We start from the raw sequence: 25303 nt of genomic DNA, 5'->3' as shown, positions 1-25303 counted from the left end.
GTACAGAAAATCGGCACTAAATAAATTTAAAAAAGGAGTGTCTTATTATGGGGAAGCACCATGATAAAGATTTTAAAATTTATGCTGCTCGATTAGTATTGGAAGAAGGCAGAAAGCCTAGAGAATTGGCCGAAGAACTTAACATATCCATACCTACATTAAGAAATTGGATCAATATCTATAAAGAAACAAATGAAGTTGGCTCGGCGGACTCCAGTAATGGTTTTTCAGGGCTCAGTATGAAAGAGGAAAAGGATAAAATAATTAAAGATCTACAAGAAGAGAATGAGATATTAAAAAAGGCCATGCACATTTTCATTAAACAACCAAAATGATTGAACAGTATTAAAGCCATATTTTATTTTTCACAAATTATAGTGAAAAATAAAATATGGCTTTTTTAATTAGAAAATTTCAAGTTGATTTTTTCATTCTGAATTTCACACGATAAGTCCTATGAAAATACTACTAAAGTAGAAAAATAATGAAAAATGGTAAAGTTATTATGTAATGTAGATAATTTACAAATTTTTAATGGACTCGGCAAAATTGTTGTGATAAAGTGTTATCGATAATGATAATAGGTAATATTTGACCCAGAAAATGAAATATTTGTTTAAAAAAAGAAATTTTAGAGGAAAAAAATGGAGAAAAAATGCGGATTTCTAGAAAAAAGAGGGGAGGAAAATTATAAATGATTGAATACTTTATGAATAAGAAAAAAATTTATAAATCTTATATCAAGTATTATGATGCGGATTCAGTCAATTTGGACTATATTGATGATATTTTTAACGAAAAAGAATGGAATTATTTAAATTTGCAAAATGGTCCCAAAAGATCCATCGAAGCAAAGAAAAGTTTGTACTTTGGAAAAAAAGCAATTATGGAGTTTTTTGGTATTGGTTTGGATGAAATAAAAAATGTATCCCTGTTGAAAGGAGTCTTTGGACAGCCGGTTATTGTTACAAGCTTGTTCTTTTTAATGAACATAGGTATATCCATCACACATACGGATAAAACATTCGGAATATTGCTTTTTGATCAACTGCATCCAATGGGAATCGATATTGAGACTAAAACGAAATCCGATTCTGAATTTTTAGAAACCTACTTAACGGAATCCGAGAAAAAAATGATTAAGGAAAGCGATGGTGTTTTAAGTAAAGAAGTTTTCTTTAGTGCAAAAGAAAGTCTATCAAAGATACTAAAAACAGGATTGACCTCTCCACTTGAAATCTATGAAATTTCCAAGGTTGACATGGATCATGATAACATCTCACTTTTCTATAAAAATTTCACCCAATATAAATCAACGGTTGTACTCGTGAATGATGAAATAAGAAGTGTTACCTTTCCGATAAATTCTACGAAAATAATTGAGGGGGAATACCAATGGAATTAAAAATGGCAGCAAATGCTGAATTAAAAACCAAAAACAAATTAGTACAATATCTTTTTAAAAAAGAGGATAGAGTTCACAAGTTAATCATTTCGTTATTGATACTCAGTTTAATAGCAGGTATCGAAACGACGCTTTTGTTATATTCTGCAGATCAAAAAGGGATGAACGTATTAAATGGCATGTCCATTTCAGAGATCGGAGCCCTTAGTTTTGCCATTAACACAATTGTAATGGGAGCTCTTGGATTATTGGTTACATTCATCATTCAAATATTAATTGTGTGCCTATTATTTTTAGTTTTAAAAGAAAGACCGGTAAATATAAAAGGGGTTTGCCAAGCTGTCATAAATGCAGGGGTATGCATCGTGATTGGATCCGGTGTTAATGCAATCATCGCATTATTGGTTAAGAGCAAGGAAACGACATTCACTAGTTTATCCTTACTGGTGCATGATAAAAGCTCCATCCTTCACACATTCATGGCTGAGTTTGAGTTGTTTTACATTGTCAGTTTAATTCTATTCAGCTATAGTCTGGAAAAATTGGCGCTCATTAAGAGAAGAAATGCATGGATCATAACGATTGTAATCGCTTTGGTTTCTTTGGTTTTTCATATGTTGACAGTTGCATCAGGCACATATTTAAAATAATGGGGGAAAATGATGAATATGAATTCTTTAGCGAATTTATTTGAAGAAAGTGTCAGGCAATATGGAGACAATATTGCAGTAAGAAATAAGGATATGCAATTTACATATAAAGAAACGAATATCTTGGCAAATAAAATGGCAATGTACATAAAGGACAAAGGGATAAATAAAGGAGACAATGTCGGAATCTATATTGAAAAATCCGAGCAGGTTTTATTTTTGATCATAGCCCTGCTTAAATCGGGTGTTACTTATGTACCTATCGACCCTAAAAGTCCTGATGAAAGAGTAAAGCATATAATAAAGAATTCAGAATTGAAGTTATTAATTGGGGATAAAAGCCGGATTAGCGACATTGGTTGTAATTATGTATCCATTGATGAAGTGATGGATAAATCAAAAGGTATGACAGGTGAGAATGTACATACTTTAATTGAACCAGAAGATCCAGCCTATATCATTTTTACATCGGGCTCAACAGGAAAGCCTAAAGGAGTTTGTGTTTCACATGAAAACGTCATGAACTTGTTTTATGGCTGCGACGATTTGTTCGAGTTTACTAATAAAGATAAATGGACATTTTTCCATTCCTACGCATTTGATTTCTCCGTATGGGAGATGTGGGGGGCTTGGATATATGGCGGAGAAGTTGTTGTGGTTTCATTTGAAGAAAGCAGAAATCCAATATCCTTTGTTGAATTATTGATAAATACACAAACAACCGTTTTTAATTGTACGCCAAGCGCTTTCTTCGAAGTGAGTGGTGAGCTCATAAATCGTCAAAATGAATTAAGTTTAAAATACATTATTTTTGGAGGGGAAGCATTAAACTTCAAGAAATTGGCTCAGTGGTTTTCACCCGAAAATGGCAGGCTGCCAAAGCTAATAAATATGTATGGAATAACTGAAACCACCGTTCATGTAACCTATAAAGAAATCGCTAAGGGTGATGTTGAAAAAGGAATGACCAATATCGGAAAAGTCCTGCCTCATCTTGGGTTCAAAGTGATGAATCAAAATGGAGAAGAAGTAACTGGAGATGAAGAGGGCGAGTTATACGTTTCAGGAAAAGGTGTATCGCTTGGCTACTATAAAAACCCGATGATGAATGAGATGAAATTTACGGATATCGATAATGTCCGCTACTATAAGTCAGGGGATATAGTGAAACTGTTGGATGATGGTGATCTGCAATATATCTCCAGAAATGATGAGCAAGTGCAGCTAAGAGGTTTCAGGATTGAATTAGGGGAAATTGAGAGCGCGTATAATGAATTGCAAAACATCAAGAACGCAGTTGTTACGATGGATAAAGCGTTTAATGATGATATGCATTTATTTTTATACTATGTTGCTGATGAAGAATTAGCTGCTGATTATTTGAGGGAAAGTGTAAAAAGCTCATTGCCAGCGTATATGATACCAAGCTTTTTTATCAAGGTGGACAACATCCCCCTAACTGTAAATGGAAAACTGGATAAATCTTCATTACCAAAACTCATAATAAAAGACCGTGAAACTACACCGAATTTCAAGAATCCAGCAGATGAAACAATAAGCGAAAAAGTAAGGGAATTAGTGGTTAGCATCATAGGCAATGGGGTTATAAAAAATAATCAGTCGCTACTTGAAAGTGGAATGAACTCATTATCGATAATGAGATTGATTGTCAATATTAATAATCAATTTCATATTGAAATTGCTCCTTCCGTTTTATTGGAAAACGATACGATTATGAAATTATCCGAAGTCATAGAAGCTCGTCAAAAAGAAGAGGTAAAGCAAGATTATACACCTATCCATATCAATGCCAGAAATACATATCCTTTAACATATGAGCAAGAAAATTTGTGGTTCATTCATCAAACCAATGTAGACAAATCATTATATAACATCGTTTTTTCGTATGAAATAGCAGGTGAAGTGAATGAAGGAAACCTGGAATTATCGTTAGATAAGCTAAGCAATAAACATCAAATCTTAAAAAGTGTCATTAGGGAAGAAGCTGGAGCGGGCATCTTGGTTTTCGATGAGTCGATTCATCATGATATTAATTATTTCGATGTTTCGGATCTTCCTTTAGACATGCAGGAAGAAAAAATGAATCACTTTGTGAAGGAAGAAACGGAACGGCAATTTGATTTAGTAAATGGTCCCCTCCTATCAATGACGTTAGTGAAGAGGAATGAAAGTGAATATCAATTATTATGTAACATCCACCATATTATTTTTGATGGTTGGTCGATTCCATTATTGATCAATGATTGGTTTGCCATTTATGAGGAAATCGAGAATGGCGACCGAAATGATAGAGATAACCAATCAATCCAATATGGAGATTATGCTTTATGGCAAAAAAACTCACCAAATTATGTAACAGATAAAGATAATGAGTTCTGGAGTAATGAAATAACGGCATTACGGCAAAAGTCTTTTTTACAATATGATCATCAAAAAACCGGAGAAGGTAAAAGCACGTCCGATATTATCAGCTTTTTGTTACCTAAAGAAATTCAAGACAACCTTAAAAGTCTTCATAAAAAAACGAAATCGACTTTGTTCATGAGTTTACTTACTGCCTATCAAACCTTTTTATCAGTTTACTTTGATGAAGAGGAAGTTGTCGTCGGCAGCCCTTTGGCGAAGAGAAACCATGTGGATACTGAACAATTGATAGGATATTTCGTCAACACCTTGCCCTTTAAATTACATGTATCCCAGGAAGATTCATTTGAAGGGATTTTGCGAAAAAACATAAAAAATATTGCAGGTGTTTTTGACCATCAAAATTTACCTACTAAGGAGATTTTGAAATATTTATCGGCAGAAAGAACCATGGAAAATACGCCATTGTTCGATACAGTATTCGTCCTGCAAAATAACCAAAAAGAAAAGCTGGCATATAGGAATTTCAAGTTAAAACCGAAAAAAATCAATACCTTTAAAGCTAAATTTGATTTGGTTGTTCAGGCAGAAGAAATGGATGAGGATGAATTACTCATTTCGTTTGAATTCAACAAAGCATTATTCAGTAAAACGACGATTCAAAGGATGGCTAGTAATTTTCAGCATTGGCTGTTAGAGATTACAACCAAGGAAAGCAAGCGGATAAAGGACATTACCTACCTAGAGCCTGCACAGTTGCGATCATTAATCGAAATGGGGACAGGCAATGTAACTCAAGAAGTGGAAGATCATCGTTTTGAAGATGTAATAACCAGGTTTGAGAATAAAGTGAGTACAAATTTCAATGATGTTGCCATTGTTCATGGTGATGATCAAGTGACGTATACCGAGTTAAATGTCCGGGCAAATCAAGTGGCACAACACTTATTCCTAAATCATGTAGGTGTAGAGGAGAGAATTGGGATTTTTATGGATCGATCGATCAATATGGTTACGGCCATTTTAGCCATTATGAAAGTTGGGGCGGCATATGTGCCTTTGGACCCTTCACAGCCAGTGTCACGGTTGAAACATATGATTGAGGATTCTCAAATCACATATTGTTTAAGTAATGAAGAAGGACTTTCAAAGTATCCCGGTGATGAAGGAAAACTTTTATGTATCGAAGACATACTAAAAGAACCAGAAATTGAATGCACAGTATTCGATTCAACAAAGATATCGGAAAGTGATCTGGCGTATATCATCTACACTTCAGGAACAACGGGAAAACCTAAAGGGGTCATGATTGAACATGGAGGGTTGGCCAACCTTTGTAATTGGCATATCAATTATTATTCAGTAGATGGAAAGGATGCAGCAGTACTGGTTTCGAATACATCTTTTGATGCTTCTGTTTGGGAGATATTCCCTTATCTGACGAATGGGAATAAACTCCTGATACTGGATTACTATGATTTATTGGATGTAGAGATCCTTTCGGAGAAGATGGAAAAGGAGAAGGTCACACTCGCGTTTTTTTCAACGGGGCTGCTCGAGCAATTATTTATTAACGATATGAAATTTCCAGAATCAATCAGAGCTATTTTGACAGGGGGAGATCGTTTAAAAACGATACCCGATCGTTTGAGCTTTGATTTATATAATAATTATGGTCCAACGGAGGGCACTGTCGTTGCAACAGCATATAAGGTACTTCCAAGTGATGATACAGTGATTCCGATCGGAAAGCCAATCTTAAATGCAGAAGCATACGTGTTCAATTCCAGGATGAAGCCTGTTCCTAAAGGTCAAATAGGCGAGTTGTATATCGGCGGGAAAGGCATTGCAAGGGGATATATAAATAATCCGGGGAAAAACGATGAAAGCTTCATTCAAAATCCGTTCAATCCCTCAAGGAAACTATATAAAACTGGAGATTTGGTTAAGTATGCCGAGGATGGAAATCTACTTTTTGCAGGCAGGGCTGATGACCAAGTGAAAATACGCGGATATCGTATCGAACTTGGGGAGGTCAGTGCAGTTCTAAATAAATGCCCTGGTATAAAGGATTGCTTTATAGCGATAAAAGATGAATCTAAATCGAAGAAATTCATCATAGCCTATTATATCTCCGGCAATGACCTTGAAGAAATTTATATCCGGGATTATATGAAGAATCATCTTCCCCATTATATGATTCCTTCTTATTTCATTAAAATGGAGTCCTTTCCGCTAACCGTTAACGGAAAAGTGGATGCGAAGAGCTTGCCGGATACAAAAACGAACCCGGAAGGAACTAACAGTAAAAGTGTCATGAATGGAACGGAACAAAAATTGTTAAAGATATGGAAAGAGGTACTGAATAATCAGGAAATAACCATCTTTGATAACTTTTTCGAATGTGGGGGAGATTCCATCCTAAGCATTCAAATTTGTTCACTTGCCAAGAAAGAAAATCTTCTCATCACATCAAAAAACATCTTTGAAAAACAAAGTATCGAAGAGCTGGCAAAGGTTGTGGAATTGACGGGCGATGTAACGATAAATCAGTCTGATGTTTTTGGAAAGGTACCATTTACACCTATTCAAAGTTGGTTTTTCACTCAACAAATAAATAATTTTAATCATTGGAATCAATCTGTAACGTTAAAGGGCTACCCGCAATTGAATGAGAAACGGCTGCAAAGAATCATGGCCCATATCGTCAGACATCATGATGGGCTCAGATCACGGTTCAATAGAGAAGAATCATTTTCGCAGGTGGAAAAGCATATCGGCCCGTCTGAAAATTGGACTTTGAATTACGTGAATCTATCAAACCTGAATAAGGACCAGCAGGGACGGGAAATAGCTAGACTCGGGATTGGTGCACAACAGGGCATTAACATTTCAAACGGACCACTAATGAAAATAGTATGCATCAATACGGGGCAAAACGAGCATGTAATCATTTGGATCATTCATCATTTACTTGTTGATGGGGTTTCCTGGAGAATCTTGATCGAAGATTTTGACCGGCTATATATTCAGGATATGAACAATCAGGAACTAAAACTGGATAATAAAACGACATCATATAAGGAATGGGCGAATAACCTCAATGAATATAAAAATCGCATTCCTTTAGGCATTAAAGAGTACTGGCTGAATGAACATGAAACGGTATATGAAAACGCCCTGGTCAAAACAGGAAATGTTTACGATGGAAAATCATTTGAAATGAAGCTGAATAAAGAGATTACAAGCAAAATCTATAATGATATGACAAAAGCGTATAAAGCATCTATCGATGAAATATACTTATCCATTTTCGCAGCGCTAATCGGGAAATATTTCAATAAAAAAGATATTCATTTTACTTTGGAGGGACATGGCCGCGAAGAGTTATTTCCAGGTGTCGATCTGTCCAGGACAGTAGGCTGGTTTACGACCATGTGCCCGGTTTATATAGAAAATAAAGAATCGATTTCGAACACGATTCAAGGTACAAAGAAAAAGTTGAGGACCCTGCCTAATAAAGGGATTGAGTATGGGATCATAACCGAATTATGCAACGAGACATATATGAAACAAAATAGGCCGATCATCAGTTTCAATAATTTAGGTAGATTTCACCAAAACAATGAATGGGCTGCAAAAGAGGTCACCTTTTTTAGTGAACAAGATATTCAACATAATTCCTATACCGAACATGAAGTCGATATCGAATTGCTTGTAGTGAATGAGGAGCAAACCATAAAAATAAACTATAACAGACATTTCGTAAGAGAAGATTTTGAGCAATATATGCAACACAATATGCAGGAATTGTTACGGACATTGGAAGAAGAAACAAGGGGAAAACAGATGTACCGTCCGGAAGACTTTCCATTGGTGGATATGCCCGAAGAGGAACTTAACCAACTCTTGCACAACGAAACTGGCATTATTGATATTTATGAATTGACGGCTTTGCAAAAAGGGATGTTGTACCATAGCTTGTTTGATAGTGAAAGCAGCCAGTATAAAGTGCAGCTCATTTTTGATATTAAAGGTTTTCTGGACGTCGAAAAATTAACCAATGCCATTGTGACAACTGCAGGGAAACATGACATTTTAAAAACCAAATTGTATTCAAGCAGAAAAGGGGTATTCTACCAACTGTTAATGAGTTCCATGGATACCGAGATTGAATATGAAGAAATGATCGATCATCAAGAGAAGTTGGAAAAGCTGTTAGCAGATCAATATAAGATCATAGATATCGAGAATAATAAGCTGAATCGCTTCATGATCGTTAAGCTTGCGGAAAATCAATACCAATTAATATGGACATTCCATCATATTATTATGGATGGCTGGAGTTACTCGATGGTGATTAATGACATTTTTGCTGCTTATCATTCAATAACACCAACATCATCCGTGAGTCCTTCATTTAAAAAGTATGTTGAATATATGAAAGATTATACAAGTAATAAGGAACTGCGGGACTATTGGGCAGGAAAGTTGGAAGGTGCTCGAAATTCCGGATCCAGTTTAATGGGAGGGCAAGAAGGCGAAGGGTACATTGAGAATAGCTATTTGAAAGTATTGGATGAGGAATTAAGTGATTCCATTCAACGATTCTGTCAAGAATACAAGATTACCATGAATACTTTCTTTCTAACCGTTTGGCTAGCTACTTTGAAAGAAGTAAAAGGTACGGAAAATGTATGCTGCGGCGTAGTGACATCCGGCAGGAATATCCCTATCCAAAATATTGAGGCAATGGTTGGTCCATTTATCAACACTGTGCCGTTCATCAAGCGTATCAGCCACGAAAAGACCTACATGGAAATACTGGATGAGGTTCAAAATGAATTTTTGGAATTAAGTGCCTATGAGAATACACCTTTATCAGAGATTTATGAGTGGGCTAATTTGGAAAACCAACTATTTGAATCATTATATGCTTTTGAAAACTATCCGATGAAACTAGCTAATAATGATGAAATCAATGTGAGTTTGAAAGAAGGACGGGAAACGACCCATTATCCAATCGTCATCATCATCACCCCTGGTTCAAGTGTTCAAATTAAATTTAATGAGGCAGCGGTCAATCCAAAGTTAAGGTCATCCGTACTTTCTATATTTAATCAAATCTTAAGTGAAATGCTGGAAAAATCGAAAGTGAAATGAGGGGAAATATATGGAGACAACAATTGCGGTGAAGGAAAGGTTAATTGTGGAAAAACTTATTGGATTTTGGAAAGAAATTTTAGAACAAGAGACAATAGATACAGATTCCAACTTCTTTGACTTAGGTGGGAATTCCCTTTTAGCGATGCAATTTATTCAAATGGTGAAGAATAACCTGGGAGTGAGATTACCAATCAAGGTGATGTTCGAACAATCCACCATAAAGGAACTATCAGTACTCATCAAACAATTGGACGATATGCATAGGTTAAGTTGAATGGAAAAGAATTGAGGTGTTTTTCTATGAACAGGATGATCAGTGAAACGGAAGATAGGCTATTAAACTTGATTTCAATTGTTATTGAACCTTTAAAACTATCACTAGTAGAGGACATGAATGAATCACTAAGGACAAATGAAAAAATAGATGAGTTTTTGTCTTCGATAAAACAGGAGTTTGGTATTCAATTAACACCGGAAATCATTTCAAGTCAATGGAATATAGAAAAACTGGCAAGTTTTCTGGACATGCTCCTCGACATGAGGGAAGACGAGGTAAATAAGCCTTATAAACGTGGGAAAAGTGAAGGAATGCTTTCTCATAATCAAGATAGAATGTATCTGTTCGACAGCCTGGATGAAAGGAAAATGCTCTATAATATGCCATTTAAATTCATTTTAAATGGCGTTGTGGACATTGATGACCTGCAACAGGCATTAGATTTCATGATTGAACGCCATGAAACTTTGCGAACTAATTTCAAAGGAGAAGAACATCAAATCCTTCAATTCTTATCAAAAAAAAGCCGAAACATGATTGCCTATGAAGACTGTCGGGGATTAGATCCAGAAGTCAGCGATATAATGGTCACCTCCCATCTTACTGAAGAAATGGAAAGATGCTTCGACCTGGAAAATGATCATTTATTTAATATGAAACTATTTCGAGTTGATGAAGAAAAACATTATTTGGTATGCAATTTTCACCATATCATTTTTGATGGAGTATCGTTTGTCACCTTTTTCGAAGAGTTATTGGAGATTTATGAAAGAATTCAAACAGGCAGGGTTGGGGATATTCCCCCTCTGGACATGCAATATTTAGATTATGCTGTCTGGCATAAGGAGTGGGTCAAGGAAAGTACGCCAAGCCAAAGGAGGTTTTGGGAAAGTTATTTAGATCAAGAGGAAGAAGCATTAGAACTTCCGTTTGACTTTCAACGTCCAAAATCACCTTCTTACTCAGGCGAAAGACTGGAAATGGCCATAACGAATGAACTTCGTTTATTGATTGACAGGGTTTTAAAGGAGAATGGTACGACTTTATATGCTTTTATGATGACTGCCTATCAAGTGTTTTTAAGTCGGTATACCGGAAAGAAGCAAATCATTGTCGGGAGTACCGTGGCAAACCGTGGCCAAGAAGAATTTGCCCGGACAGTTGGATGCTTTGTCAATACGCTGCCATTGAAGCTGACCGTTGATCCATCAGAATCATTTCATGAAATATTGAACCGGAATCGTAAAGTGATTTTGGATGTATTGGAACATCAGGCTTTTCCATTTGAAAAAATCGTTGAAATCATTAATCCAGACAGGGATCTCAGTCATTCCCCATTGTTCCAAACAGCTTTGGCAATGGAAGAAAGCTTTGATGGGAACTTTAGCAACGCATTCTTCACTCTTGAACAAGACAAATTCGAAATTCCTTATTCAAATTATGACCTGACTATAAAGGTGAAGGGTTCTCATGATTTAATCCTGGAATTCGAGTATTCCGATGAACTTTTCAGGCGGGAAACAATTGAAAGACTCATGCTGAGTTTCGAAAAATGGTTATTCCAAATTTGCAGAAATGCGGATAAACCTATCTGTCATTTGGAGTATTTAGATGACAATCAAATGAATCAATTGTTATTTGAGTGGCAAGGTGAGGTTTCGGATGCGCATCAAAATGAGACGATCACCTCCATATTCAAAAGAATCGTCAAGAAGCATTCAAACAAATTAGCCGTTGCTGATAATGGTCAGACCATTACTTATTCGGAATTAGATCAAAGATCGAATGTGATTGCGAAATTGGTCAGAAATCATACCGAAAACGGTTCTAATAAGGTTGGCCTGCATGTAAACAGATCGATTGATATGGTAATCGGCATGTTGGGAATCATTAAAGCCGGGTGTGCATACGTTCCGCTTGATCCTATGATGCCAGCTGAAAGATTGGAATATATCGTCAATGATTCGAAAATGGATATATGCATTACGAATCAAATTGAGGCTCCTGCCATTAAAAAAATAGCTAAGGTGATTGATCTTGAATCCGTACATTACGTGGCTACCAAGTGCTGTAACGAATCTATTGCACCTTCAGATCTAGCTTACATAATCTATACTTCGGGAACGACAGGAAAACCAAAAGGTGTCATGTTATCCCATAGAGGCGTAGTGAATTTAATAATAAGCCAAAACAAGTACTTACAACTTGATGAGACCTCAAAGGTATTACAATTTGCCACTTTTAATTTTGACGCTTCTATATATGAGATTTTTGGAAGCTTATTAAATGGTGCAGAGCTGCATATTGGGAATAATAAGGAGGAAATGTTTGATTTATACGCATTGGAAAATCAAATCAAAAGTGAAAAATTAACACATCTAGTATTGCCGCCAGCAGTATTGCAAGAGCTCAATATAGAGGGCTCCCATGTGAAATTCGTCGGTTCAGCCGGGTCTGAATGTCCATTAACCTTGCTGGATCGCTATCAAAGTATAAATTTCTATAATGCCTACGGTCCAACGGAATATTCAGTATGGACCACGATTGAAATGTTTAAAGCGTATGAAAATAATGGGACTACCAATAATAAAGTCTCGATAGGCAAACCCATCCTGAATACTGACGTCTATTTATTGAGTCCTGAGCAAAGACTCGTACCAATCGGTGCTGCAGGGGAAATATATATTGGCGGTGAAGGGTTAGCTGTTGGATATGTAAATAATGATGATTTAACAAAAGAAAAGTTCATTGAACATCCTTTTAAAGCTGGAAAGCGTTTATATCGCAGCGGTGACCTTGCAAAATTCACGAGCGATGGTGAGTTGATTTTTCTGGGGCGTCAAGATAATCAAGTGAAAATCAGAGGTTTCCGTGTCGAAGTGGATGAGATTTCGGTCAACCTCAATGCGTATCCGCAAGTAAGTGACTCATTCATTAAGGTTCAGGATCAGCCAAACTTAAATAAACAAATAATCGCTTATTTCACATCCAAACAACAAGTTGATTACGATCACTTAAAAGCATTTTTAAAAGAGAGATTACCAAGCTACATGATTCCTTCATTCTTTATGCAAGTGGACAAATTCCCGTTAAATGCAAATGGGAAAATTGATTCAGCACTTCTTCCGGTACCCGTAACCAGAAGCAATACATTGGAAGAACCTGAGACGTTCAATGAGAAAGTGCTTCTTCAAATATTCAAAAGTGTCTTAGGGTTGGATGACATCAGTATCCGGGATAACTTTTTTGAACTTGGCGGCGATTCCATTCAGAGCATTCAAATATGTTCACTAGCAAGGCAGGAAAGTATAATCATCAGTCCAAAATCAATTTTTGAAAATCAAACGGTAGCAGAGCTGGCAGCGATAGCGAAAACTGAAAACAAGGTCATGATTCAACCTATAGCCACTAGAGGGAATGTGGAACTGACCCCCATCCAAGAATGGTTCTTTGCGGAGCACACTGCTTCCATCAATCATTGGAACCAGTCCATTGTTTTTAGTAAAGATTCCTGTGCTCAAATGGAGGACATTGAAAAAATTCTATCACATATCGTGGAACATCATGATGGATTGTTAACCCTATTTGAAAAACGTGACGATAAATATATCGGGAATATAGACTCCGAACACAAAACATGGGAGTTAGTCTATAAGGATATACATCATTTGGATGAGGAAACGCGAATAAGGGTGAGAGATGAATGGGAAAGTAAGGCTCAAGGTTCATTGGACATAAGTAATGGACCGATCATGAAAATGCTTGTTTTAAAAGAACAGCCGAACAAGTATCGCTTCTTTTGGGTAATCCACCATTTATTGATTGATGCCGTTTCCTGGAGGATCTTACTTGAGGATTTCAATACTCTCCATGATCAGGCATTAAACAATCAAACAGGAAGGCTTGCTTATAAAACGTCATCATTCAAAGACTGGTCAAACTTCTTGAAGAAATACAATGAATCGTTGATGGACCCTGAAACACTCCGTTATTGGGAACAAAAAACAAAAAGTGAAATAACGGATTTTAAGATAGCGGAAGACTTTATAGCTAAAGAAGAAAGAACGATGGAGAAATCATTCAGTGAGGAAGAAACTGAATTCTTGATCCAGGAATTATCAAGGCAATCGAAAGCGACTGTGGAAGAAGTATTGTTGACATTAATCGCAAAGGGTTTGAAACAATCTTTTGAAGTGAAGAACTTCTGGTTGGAAGCAGAAGGGCATGGCAGGGAAATGGTGGATGAAACAATCGATGTTACTAGGACCGTTGGCTGGTTTACTGCGATGTATCCAATATTGCTCCATTCAGATGGGACGTTTGACGATACTTTAAAAAACACGAAGAATGCTATAAGGGAAATCCCAAATAAAGGTTTTGATTATGGCGTCATCAAGTATTTACGGCCTGGGGTCATTCAGGAGCCGGATATCTACGTAACTTTTAATTACTTAGGAAGATTGGATTCTCAATTTGAATCATCCAATAGCAGGGACTTTGGTGAATTTGAAAATAAACCAAAACTGCATTTCCTGTCATTTATCCAGGATGGAAAACTAATCATAAAAATAATTTCAAAATTAGCCGAAGAAAAGATGAATCTAATAATGGAAGCTTTTGGTGATATTGTCATGGAAATCAAGGGAACTGAATTTGACCAAGGTTCTTTAATAGAAAGTGATTTCCCGGATGCAATGCTCACTGAGGAAGATTTGTTTCATATATTGAATTCTAATAAATAAGGTGATTACTGGTTTAATAGAATGATTGTGGTCAGCGGGTATGGATGACACGAAGATAATGGAATCGGGAGGCGCAAAATTGGAGAAATCTATTCAGAATATCTACTCATTAACTCCGCTTCAAGAAGGAATCCTTTATGAACTGGAAATGAACAATTCAACAGAGAACCTTTACATTTCTCAAATGCGAATCAGGATAACGGGCGCTCTTGAAGTAGATGCATTGTTCGAGGCGTGGAGTCAGGTTGTAGAACGACATGAAGCATTAAGAATGAAGGTCATCTCTAAAAATATTGAAAATAATGTTCAGGTTGTCTTCAATACAATGGATTATCAACCAGAAATGATCGATATGACAGAGTTGAGTGAACATGAACAATTAATGGAAATTAAAAGAGTGACTTCCGAATCCCAGGAGATGGATGTTAATAACTCCAATTTGATGAGACTCCAATTAGTAAAAATTGAAGAAAATCAGTTTATCTTGATTTGGACTCATCACCATATAATTTTGGATGGCTGGAGTACCAGCATAGTCATCGATGAACTCTTTGTTATTTACAGCCGAATTGTAGGAAAAGACACCAAAGGACTTATTGAAAAGCCAAAGCAATATGGAGATTTTATCCGGTATATGAATAAAACAGATGCGGAAGATATAAATCGTTTTTGGAAAGAGCTTGCAAAGGATATTGAGCAGCCGACGATCACATTTTCCGTCTTGAAACATGTGAAGGAAAACCACCAGGACAATGATCTCTTTTGGGAGCTGGATAAAACGCAAAGTAAGCTTTTAAGAGAATTTGCCGCTAAAAACCATGTAACGCTTAATGTATTACTGCAGTTAATTTGGTCAATTGTCCTAAAGGAAATGTCCAATCAAAATCGAATCGTCTTTGGAATCGTCAGCTCTGGCAGGTCGAACAACTTATTCAAATCGGAAGAAATCGTTGGGATGCTCATTAATACGATTCCTATGATAGCTGAAATAAACGATACAGACAGCGTTACCGATTTACTGAAACGATTCCAGGAAACATTGAACAATATGCTGGATTACTCCCAAATTTCTTTAGTGAATATCAAAAGGCATACGAAATTAAAGAAGGAAGATCCGATTTTCGAAACTTTATTTGTTTATGAAAATTATCCGGAAGCGAAAGATGAAGGCTTTAGCATTGACTGGGAGGTCGAAGGCGGAAAAGAGTCACATAGCTTCCCGTTATCGTTACAAGCCCAGGATAATAAAGAAACGATTACATGCAAATTGTACTTTAATACCTGCTTCTTACAGCGTTCGCTAGTATATGATATCCAATCAGCCTTCATGCAGATTGCCCATCAAATTACTGAAGCTCAGCAAATTGATGAAATATATGTGGATATTGACTTTTCAAAACTAAAAAATAATGTGAGCAAGAACTATCAAGCAACAAATGACCATGCTATTTCCTCCCCATCGGTTAATCATGAACTTAAAGAAATATGGCAAGAGTTTTTCTTGAACAGCGATATTAATGCGGATTCCGATTTCTTTCAATTGGGCGGTCATTCGATAACAGCCATGAAAATGGTGTCTAAAATAAATAAAAGACTTGATGCGAATATGAAATTAGCTGATTTGTTTGAAAATCCTACATTGAAATTGCTAAATCATAAGATCTTTCCGGAAATGAGTACACCTCCAAGAAATGAAACGCAGGTCGTTTCATCTTTCGTGGAAAAGACATTTTTGGAAATCTTATCAACAAGTCAAATCGATAAAGATGCAGATTTTTTTGAAATGGGCGGACACTCGATTTTAGCCATGAAGTTATTGACCAAATTAAACAAAGAATACAATCAAATTCTAACTTTGAAAAATATTTTTCAAAATTCAACAATCGATTCGTTGACAGACTTCATCATTAATGAAATTTCAGATCATGACAAAGAGCACATAGAAGCGCAACAAGAAAATCATGTTTTATCCAGTAACCAAGAGGCTTTATGGTTCAACGAAAAACTCAACGGTAAGACAGCCAATTATAATATCCCTCAGAAATATAAAATTACTGGAAGAGTGGATACTTCAATGCTGGAAAAAGCCTTAAATCATGTCGTTACCAGACATGAGATTTTGAGGACCACCGTCCATGAAAAAGCCGGTAAAGGCTATCAGGAAATCAGGGAAGATTTGTACATAAAAATAGATGAAATCGATCTCTCTGCGTTAAAGCCCGAACAGCAAAAGACTCGTATGCTGCAAATTGAAGACGATGTCCAATCGGAAATCTTTGAAATTGAAAAAGGTCCTCTCCTGACAGTGAAACTTGTTAAATTGAGTGAAAAGGATTTTGTTTTATTTGTGAATCTCCACCATTTCGTTTTTGACGGATGGTCAGTGAGTATATTTTTAGATGAATGGTTATCGTTTTATGACAGTGAAGTGAATGAAAAGGAACTTATCCTTGGAAATGACTTTAAACAATATAAGGATTTTGCATTAGAGCAGAAAAACTGGTTGGAAAATAACATGAAAGAAGAATCGCAATTTTGGGAAACAAACTTATCTGGGGAATTACCTAAATTGGAGCTTCCTTTAGATACGGTTCGTACAAAAGAAAATCGCAATAATGGCAGTAGTTTTATAGTGGAACTAACGAGGGAAGAGCTCCAGGGTTTAAAGCGGATGTCCCTGGAAAAAAACTCGACATTATTCATGACACTGCTAACGATGTACCAGTCTTTCCTAGCAAAATATACAGGCCAAAACGATATCATCGTTGGTAGTCCTTTGGCGAATAGAATGATTGAAGGGACAGAAAAATCGATAGGTTATTTTGTCAATACACTGCCCTTTAGATTAAAGCTGGGACATGAGGAAACATTTGAAGAGATACTTCAAAGAAATACAGGCCATATCATCGACATCTATGATCATCAGCAAATGACATTGGAGAAGATCGTTGAAGTCATTAACCCTGAAAGAAATTTAGCAAGCACTTCTTTATTTCAAACCGTCTTCATTTTACAAAATAATGCCAAAGCTGCATTGGAAAGTGAATACATAAAGATAACGCCTGAAGTATTAAAATCAAAGGCAGCAAAATTCGATTTGAGTTTAGCTGCAGAAGAATATGAAGATAAGCTATTATTCGCCTTTGAGTATAATTCAGGGATCTTCAATGAACAAACCATTCAATCATTAGCTGAAAATTTCCTGGAGTGGATCAGGAAGATTACTTATCAGCCTGAACAATCCATTGACAAGGTATCCGTCGTGAGTAAGAAGCAGGAGAAAGTATTATTGGAAGAATGGCAGGGAGAAACCATTCGCTTTGAGGGGATCAATGACACAATCCCACAAGCCTTCCATAAAATTGTTGAGCGATTTCCTGATAAGGTAGCCATTGTTGATGGTTCCGAAACCATTACATATCGCGAATTGAATGATAAGAGCAATCGGCTTTCACACTATTTACTAAGCAAAGGGATTTCTAAAGAAGAAAGAGTCGGAATTTATGTAAATCGATCAATTGATATGGTGACGGGGATGTTGGCAGTAATTAAAGCAGGTGCTGCGTATGTTCCATTGGATCCTCATTATCCTAATGAACGATTAAGCTACATGGTTGAAGATTCGTCTATTTCCTATTGCTTGAGTCACAAAGAACTCGGAAAGAATGGTTTGATTGACCCATCAAAAATAATATATTTTGAAAATATTGAAAATGATTCGGATTTGTCAATGACAGAGAATCTTCACATTGCAGATCAGCGGGACTTAGCATATGTCATTTATACCTCTGGAACGACAGGCAGGCCAAAAGGAGTCATGTTGGAACATAGGGGAATCATTAACTTGGTTCATAACCAAAATAAAATGATGTGTTTAGATACATCAGCTAAAGTGCTGCAATTCGCTACGTTTAATTTTGATTCATCCGTCATAGAGATTTTCAGCACACTATTGTTCGGTGCCGAGCTGCATATAAGCGTAGATAAAGAAAATCAATTTGACATGAATAAACTTGTTGAACAAATTAAGCGTGATGGAATTTCTCATATCATTTTACCGCCTGCTGTGTTGAAGGAACTGCCAATCAATGAATTGAGCACGCTTAAAGTGTTGGGATCTGCAGGTTCTGAATGTCCAGTCGAGCTCGTTTCGAAGTTTAAGCATATATCGTTTTTCAATGGCTACGGGCCTACTGAATATTCGGTGTGTACAAGTTTTAAAATGTTTCCCCCGAATGAGGATGCTACAGATGAATTCGTTGTTTCAATTGGGAGGCCACTGACTAACACGGTTGCACTTGTGCTGGATGAAAACCGGAAACTAGTGCCGGCAGGAGCGGTTGGTGAACTTTATGTCGGAGGAATTGGGTTAGCGAGGGGATATCTGAATAATGAGAGCCTGACAAATGAAAGATTCATATCCAATCCATTCAATCCTGCTGAAAAAGTATACAGAACCGGGGATTTAGTTAAGCATAATAAAGCTGGGGAATTAGTTTATATAGGCAGAGCGGACGACCAAGTGAAAATAAGAGGATACCGTGTTGAACTATCGGAGGTTAATGTTTCATTACGAAAACTAGCAGAAATCAAAGATAGTTATGTAACGGCAATGGAAGATGGATTTGAGAATAAAAGGCTAATTGCTTATTATACGGTGAATGATGAGGTTTCGGTGGATTCAATCAGAAGAAGACTGAAAGAAACACTGCCTGCTTTCATGATTCCTGCTCATTTTATGCAACTGGATAAATTCCCTTTGACGCCGAATGGAAAAGTTGATCGGAAATCCCTGCCGAAATGGACGGAACAGTTGGATGAGAGGAATAAAAAAGTGCCGGATGTGCAAGAGCTGTCCAAAACTGAAACAGAGCTTCTGACAATATGGAGAGATGTATTAAACGATCCCGCTATAGGACCGGAAGATAACTTCTTTGAATGTGGCGGTGATTCAATCATCAGCATTCAAATATGCTCGGCTGCAAAAGAAAAAGATCTATTTATAACGCCTAAAGATTTATTTGAATACCAAACGGTCCGTGAGCTAGGGAATATTGTAAATGAGCTGGAACAAAAACAAGTGGTCCAAGAAAAAATATCAGGTTATGTTCCGTTGACGCCTATTCAATCTTGGTTTTTTAATGAAAATCACGACAATATCCATCATTGGAATCAGTCAGTCGTTTTGATGAAAGATCATGCATTGGCGACCGAACAATATAAACAAATCATCATGAAATTAATTGATCAGCACGACATATTAAGGACATTATTTGAAAAACATGGTGATTCTTATATTGGCAATATATCAAATGCTGATACGGCATGCGGTTTTCATGAGTATCATGTTTCAAGTTTTACAGATGAAAATAGTCTGAAAGTAATTAAGGAGCTAGAAGAAAACGCCCAACAAAGTTTAAACATACACAACGGTCCCATGATGAAGTTCCTTCTATTCAGGGATCAAAAGGACGTAAGGATTTTTTGGGTGATTCATCACCTTGTGGTTGATGGTGTTTCGTGGAGGATACTTCTTGATCATTTCGAAAGATGCTATCAACAGATAAAGAATGGACAAGAACCATCACTGCCTTTAAAAACGACTTCTTATAAACAATGGTCCGAGAAACTGAACGAGTATCAGAACACTGGCCTGCCGGAAGATGCCGTTCAATATTGGGAAAAGGAAATGAATATACCAGTTTCTCCGCTGACGCATAGCTTAGGAGAAACATGTGATTTTGAAAACATGTACAAAATACAAGTGGATGAGGACCAAACGCAAAACCTCATTAAAAACACTTTAAGAAAACATAAAACGACGATTGATGAGGTTTTATTATCCGTTATTGCCCATTCAGTTTCCAATATAATGGGAATTGATGAATTTTGGCTTGATTTAGAAGGTCATGGCAGAGAGGATATTGAAGATGATATTGATCTATCAAGGACAGTAGGATGGTTCACCTCCATTTATCCAGTAAGGATTAAAGGAATGCCGTCTTTGGGCTCAACCTTGAGAAATACAAAAAACAGATTAAGAAGTGTGCCAAACAAAGGGTTTGACTTTGGAATCCTAAAGTATATTTCCACTCGGAATCATAACTATCCAGACAGCCTTGTGAGTTACAACTATCTAGGTCAATTTAATAACACTGGTGATATGGAACAAACAAATAGCAGCAATATCGATTTGAACTATACATTTCCATATAAGCTCAATTTTGTCGCCAGCATCGTAAACAATAGGCTCATGCTGAATATTATTGGCGATAGCAGCAATGAAAACTACCAAATGATATGTAAAGAAGTTGAAGTACACTTAAACAATATTTTAAGTGGAAGCGCAGATTTGAATGACTCCATTGTCGAAACGGATTTTCAAGCTGAGAAGATAGTCGATGGAAGTACGATCACCCATTTCATTAATAAGTTTAATAACATTGAAGAGATTTACCCAGTGACATCACTTCAAGAAGGGATGTTATTCCATAGTGAAGTAACTCAAAGTCCTGAATATATTTCACAGCTATCCATTGATTTAATAGGTGATCTGGACTTGGACAAATTGGAAGAAGCATGGAATGAAACCTGTAGAAAATACGACGTTCTTAGATCCGTTTTCAGGCGCAATCAATTGGGGGACCGTTACCAAATCATCCTAAATGACATTTATTATGTGTTCAATCATGTGGATCTAACGATGTTTAGTGAAGACGAATCGGCATCCAAGATAGAAAATCTTTTAGAGCATAGCAAAAACAGACAAATGGATTTAGAGAATGGTCCGCTCATGAACATCACCTTGATCCAGCTATCGGATCATCGCTATAAATTCATATGGACACATCATCATGCTTTAATGGATGGCTGGAGCCTGCAAATCGTCATTAATCATTTTTTGGATAATTATCGAAACCCATCCAATATGGTAAAAGACAGTGATGAACATAAGATTGCCTATAAGCAAGTCATGAATCATGTCAGGAATATGAATAAACAGGATGAAGCAGCTTTTTGGAATGAAGAATTGAGGGATTTTGAACAAGTAAAAGCACTAATAGGTAAGAAAACGGATAAGGAAGCTTTTACAGCGGATAAAGTTATTGAATATAGCCTGCCTGAAGAGCTTACCGATAGATTAATAGAATTATCCAAGCGGCATAGAAAGACGATCAATACCGTTGTTCAAGGAGTTTGGAGCATCGTTCTATCGTGCCTAAGTGAGAGCGACTCAGTATGCTATGGGGTGACAAGCTCAGGAAGGAACCTCAGCATTCCGCATATTGAAAAAGCTGTAGGCTTATTGATTAATACTCTGCCATTCTCGTTGAAAATCGATTGGGAAGATGATTTGCAATCCTATCTTACTGCGATTCAAAACAAGCAATTACAAATGAGGGAGTATGAGTTCAGTTCACTTACGGATATAAAGCGATACGCTGAAATTCCTTGGGATAAGGAATTATTCCAACATATATTTGTATTCGAAAATTATCCGAGCACAGAATCGGCAGAGGATTCGCGAATCATGATCGAAAATTCAGTCGGAAGTGAATCGACCAATTTTGATCTTACGTTCTCTGCGGCTGTAGTGCAAACCAAGCTGCATTATAAGATCATTTATAAAGACAGTAAATTCACCGAATATGAAATTTTACGTTTTATGGATTCCATGCAGGAAATATTCTTAAAACTAACAGAAAATGCAACACTACCGTCTATTGGTAAATTAATAAATCACTTGAAAGTTGGGGCCCGATGATAAGTAAATCGATGACGACGAATAAATTGATATCAATAACTGAAGCTTTTAAAAAAATCGCGGAAGATAATCAATCAAAAGCGGCACTTTGCGAAAATGAACGTCAAATTACTTATAAAGAACTAGACATGCTTTCAGATAATCTTGCCAAAAGGATCATTGATCTGGGGATTCAAGAAGAAACAATGATCGGTATTCCAAGCAAAAGGTCAATGGAACTGATCATAGGGATGCTTGCCATAATAAAGTCAGGCTGTTGCTATGTTCCAATCGACGAAAAGTACCCATTAAAAAGATTGGAATATATGCTTGCAGATACGGATATGAAGTTCTTCTTATCGTTTAATGGTCAAGAAGGGAAGCTCCGGGAATTGAATATTGAACCAATTCCATTTGAGATGAATGAACTAAGCAGGGACTGCCATATCCCCGTTAACCGTTCCTCGGAGAATGGTCTCGCATATGTTATCTATACATCAGGTACGACTGGAAAGCCAAAAGGTGTAATGATAGAGCATAAAAGTGTAGTCAATTTAGTACTGAACTCTGAAATACTAGAAATTAATGAAAATAATAGAGTGGCTCAATTTTCCAACCCATGCTTTGATGCCGCCACCTTTGAGATATGGGGAGCTTTATTGAATGGAGCGACTTTATTCCTGATGCCGAATGAGTTCACTTCTTTTGATGATTGGAAAGAAGCGATATCCATTGGAAAGGTGGATGTAGCTTTTTTTACGACAGGTCTTTTCAATGCAATGGTAGATGAGGATCCTATGATTTTTAAAGGATTAAAGAAAATTGTGGTTGGCGGAGATAAAATCTCGGTTTCCCATGTGAGGAGATTGAAGCAAACAATCGGTCACTTCTCCTTGATTAATGGGTATGGACCAACTGAATGCACCACTTTTGCCATATGTCATGAGGTCGAAGACAAAGATGCAGATGTTATTCCCATTGGAAAACCATTGAGCAATGTAGCAATCAAGATTCTATCTGAAGGACTAGTCGAGGTAGCAGATGGGGAAATAGGCGAAATCTACATTGGCGGTCAAGGGGTCATGAGAGGCTATTTAAATCAGCCGCAATTAACGGAGCAAGCGTTGATCAAGGATGATTTGAATCAGACGAAGTGGTATAAAACAGGTGATCATGGCATCCGATTACAAAATGGTGAGATCCTGTATAAAGGTCGGAAAGACAGTCAAGTGAAAATTCGCGGTTTTAGAATTGAACTGAATGAAATTCAAGATAAGCTTGATAAATACATGAAGATTGAAAGTTCAGTCGTTGCTGTTAAAAACATCAATGATGAAAATTATGTGATCGCTTATTACAAACATGAGGATGAAAAAGCGGAAAACGCTGAAAAGGATATTAAAGTTTATCTGAACAATGAATTGCCGAAATATATGATTCCCCATTTTTTTGTCAGGGTGGATGATTTCCCGCTTAATGCCAACGGTAAAGTCGATAAAGAGAAATTATTGGAAATGGAGATTGTGCAAAATAAAACTTCCTTAGCCAATCAAGAAACTGGAAAGAAAAAAGAAGTATTGGAGATTTGGAGAAATGTATTAGGAAATCAAAGTCTAGGATTGGACGACAACTTCTTTGAACATGGAGGCCATTCCATTTTAGCTACCAAACTGGTCTATGTAATGAAGGAAACTGTACTTCCTGAAGCCACTTTACAAATCTTATTGGAAAATAATACAGTGAATAAATTTGTTGAAGCACTTGAAGTCGATTATTCTTGCAGCATGGAAGCAGTGATGGAGAAGGATTCCGTGCTCGATCGAGAATTGATGGAGAAAATAAGGGAAATATCCACTAAACCAGTTCAAATTGAAAAAAATATGATGATTACTGGTGGAACAGGTTTTTTGGGAGCACACTTATTAAACAAATTATTACTGGAATTGGAAGATGTCAAAATCTATTGTTTGGTTAGATTTCCTTCAAGAAATAGATTGAAAGATACTTTAATGAAATATGGTCTTTGGCAGGATGAATTCGTAAGTCGAATCGTTGTCATTGAAGGGGATCTTAGTAAACATCATTTCGGTCTGGATGATGTGACATATGAGAAATTAAGCAATGATGTTTCTCATGTGTATCATGTCGGTGCTGAAACGAATTTCTTCGAGCCGTATAGCAAATCAAAAATATCGAATGTGGATGGCGTAGTGGAAGTCATTAAGTTTGCTTCATCATGCAATCGGAAAAACATTTATTATGCATCAACGCTTTCTGTCTTGACCGGAGAAAGGAAATGGGACGAGGAAGACGAATTGGTTTATTCCCCCGATTTAATGATCGGATACAGCCAGTCCAAATGGGTTGCCGAGAAATTGCTTCTTCAAGCAAGGGAACTCGGACTGACAATCGATATTTTCCGATTAGGTAGGATTTCATCTAATTCAAATGGGGTTTGGAACGAGAAGGATATGTTGTACAAGGTTTTTGAATCATTTATTGAACAAAGGATATTGCCATTTAAAGAGGAAATTCATTTTGAATTGATGCCAGTCGATTTTGTAAGTGAGTTTATTTACAAAATATCAAGATTGAAAGAGAATCAGAAGCTCGGGATCTATCATATGTTCAATGATCAGAGGGTTTCAAGTGAATTCGTGACCTCCTTCTTCGAAAAGAATGAAATACCTTACTCCAATATGGATTTGGAAGAGTGGTTACAATCTTTAAAAGAAAAGACACAATCTAACGAGATTCATTCATTAAGTGCTTTGTCCCAGTTAATAGATGAATCAACAAAATTAAAAGAGTCGGAAATCCTGCAAGGAAAAACCAAGAAGGAAATGGAACTGCTATCAATGAAAATGCCGGAAATCGATTCAAGGTATGTTGAAAGCTTTATGAAGTACATGTTGAAATAATGGATCGTAAGAG

General features: G+C 36.6%; 8 protein-coding genes. All 8 read left to right on the top strand.

Annotated elements, in window-relative coordinates; all coding sequences use genetic code 11:
• Positions 1–47: 47 nt before the first annotated feature.
• The 8 genes from AC3WLU_RS18780 (at position 48) to AC3WLU_RS18745 (ending at position 25290) form a co-directional block, all read left to right on the top strand.
• On the top strand, positions 48–335 hold the full coding sequence (locus AC3WLU_RS18780; RefSeq protein ID WP_034305533.1) for a transposase: 288 nt from the start codon (positions 48–50) through the stop codon (positions 333–335).
• A gap of 359 nt (positions 336–694) precedes the next feature.
• Positions 695–1405 (top strand): 4'-phosphopantetheinyl transferase family protein, encoded by a 711-nt coding sequence (locus tag AC3WLU_RS18775; protein ID WP_063577391.1) that lies wholly within the window; start codon positions 695–697, stop codon positions 1403–1405.
• Positions 1396–2055, top strand: a complete 660-nt coding sequence (locus AC3WLU_RS18770) for a hypothetical protein (protein ID WP_063577390.1) — start codon at positions 1396–1398, stop codon at positions 2053–2055. The genes AC3WLU_RS18775 and AC3WLU_RS18770 overlap by 10 nt, the downstream gene beginning before the upstream one ends.
• A gap of 12 nt (positions 2056–2067) precedes the next feature.
• Positions 2068–9603, top strand: a complete 7536-nt coding sequence (locus AC3WLU_RS18765; RefSeq protein WP_492597724.1) for an amino acid adenylation domain-containing protein — start codon at positions 2068–2070, stop codon at positions 9601–9603.
• Positions 9604–9613: 10 nt separating this feature from the next.
• Positions 9614–9880, top strand: coding sequence for a phosphopantetheine-binding protein (locus AC3WLU_RS18760; RefSeq protein WP_278089479.1), 267 nt, complete (start codon positions 9614–9616; stop codon positions 9878–9880).
• Positions 9881–9906: 26 nt separating this feature from the next.
• Positions 9907–14625: an amino acid adenylation domain-containing protein gene (locus AC3WLU_RS18755; RefSeq protein ID WP_492597723.1), complete on the top strand. Its 4719-nt coding sequence runs from the start codon at positions 9907–9909 to the stop codon at positions 14623–14625.
• 79 nt (positions 14626–14704) lie between these two features.
• Positions 14705–22390: an amino acid adenylation domain-containing protein gene (locus tag AC3WLU_RS18750; RefSeq protein WP_492597722.1), complete on the top strand. Its 7686-nt coding sequence runs from the start codon at positions 14705–14707 to the stop codon at positions 22388–22390.
• A complete protein-coding gene (locus AC3WLU_RS18745) occupies positions 22387–25290 on the top strand; it encodes a non-ribosomal peptide synthetase (protein WP_492597721.1) in 2904 nt (967 codons plus the stop codon). Before AC3WLU_RS18750 ends, AC3WLU_RS18745 begins: the two co-directional genes overlap by 4 nt.
• The last annotated feature ends 13 nt before the right edge of the window (positions 25291–25303 follow it).

The organism is Peribacillus sp. FW305-BF15, from assembly GCF_058783805.1.
The sequence above is the reverse complement of the archived record's forward strand: the minus strand, read 5'-3'. Positions and strand labels throughout refer to the sequence as shown.

Coding starts and splice junctions, on each gene's coding strand:
- AC3WLU_RS18780 (WP_034305533.1), top strand. CDS start 48: ATGGGGAAGCACCATGATAAAGATTTTAAAATTTATGCTGCTCGATTA.
- AC3WLU_RS18775 (WP_063577391.1), top strand. CDS start 695: ATGATTGAATACTTTATGAATAAGAAAAAAATTTATAAATCTTATATC.
- AC3WLU_RS18770 (WP_063577390.1), top strand. CDS start 1,396: ATGGAATTAAAAATGGCAGCAAATGCTGAATTAAAAACCAAAAACAAA.
- AC3WLU_RS18765 (WP_492597724.1), top strand. CDS start 2,068: ATGAATATGAATTCTTTAGCGAATTTATTTGAAGAAAGTGTCAGGCAA.
- AC3WLU_RS18760 (WP_278089479.1), top strand. CDS start 9,614: ATGGAGACAACAATTGCGGTGAAGGAAAGGTTAATTGTGGAAAAACTT.
- AC3WLU_RS18755 (WP_492597723.1), top strand. CDS start 9,907: ATGAACAGGATGATCAGTGAAACGGAAGATAGGCTATTAAACTTGATT.
- AC3WLU_RS18745 (WP_492597721.1), top strand. CDS start 22,387: ATGATAAGTAAATCGATGACGACGAATAAATTGATATCAATAACTGAA.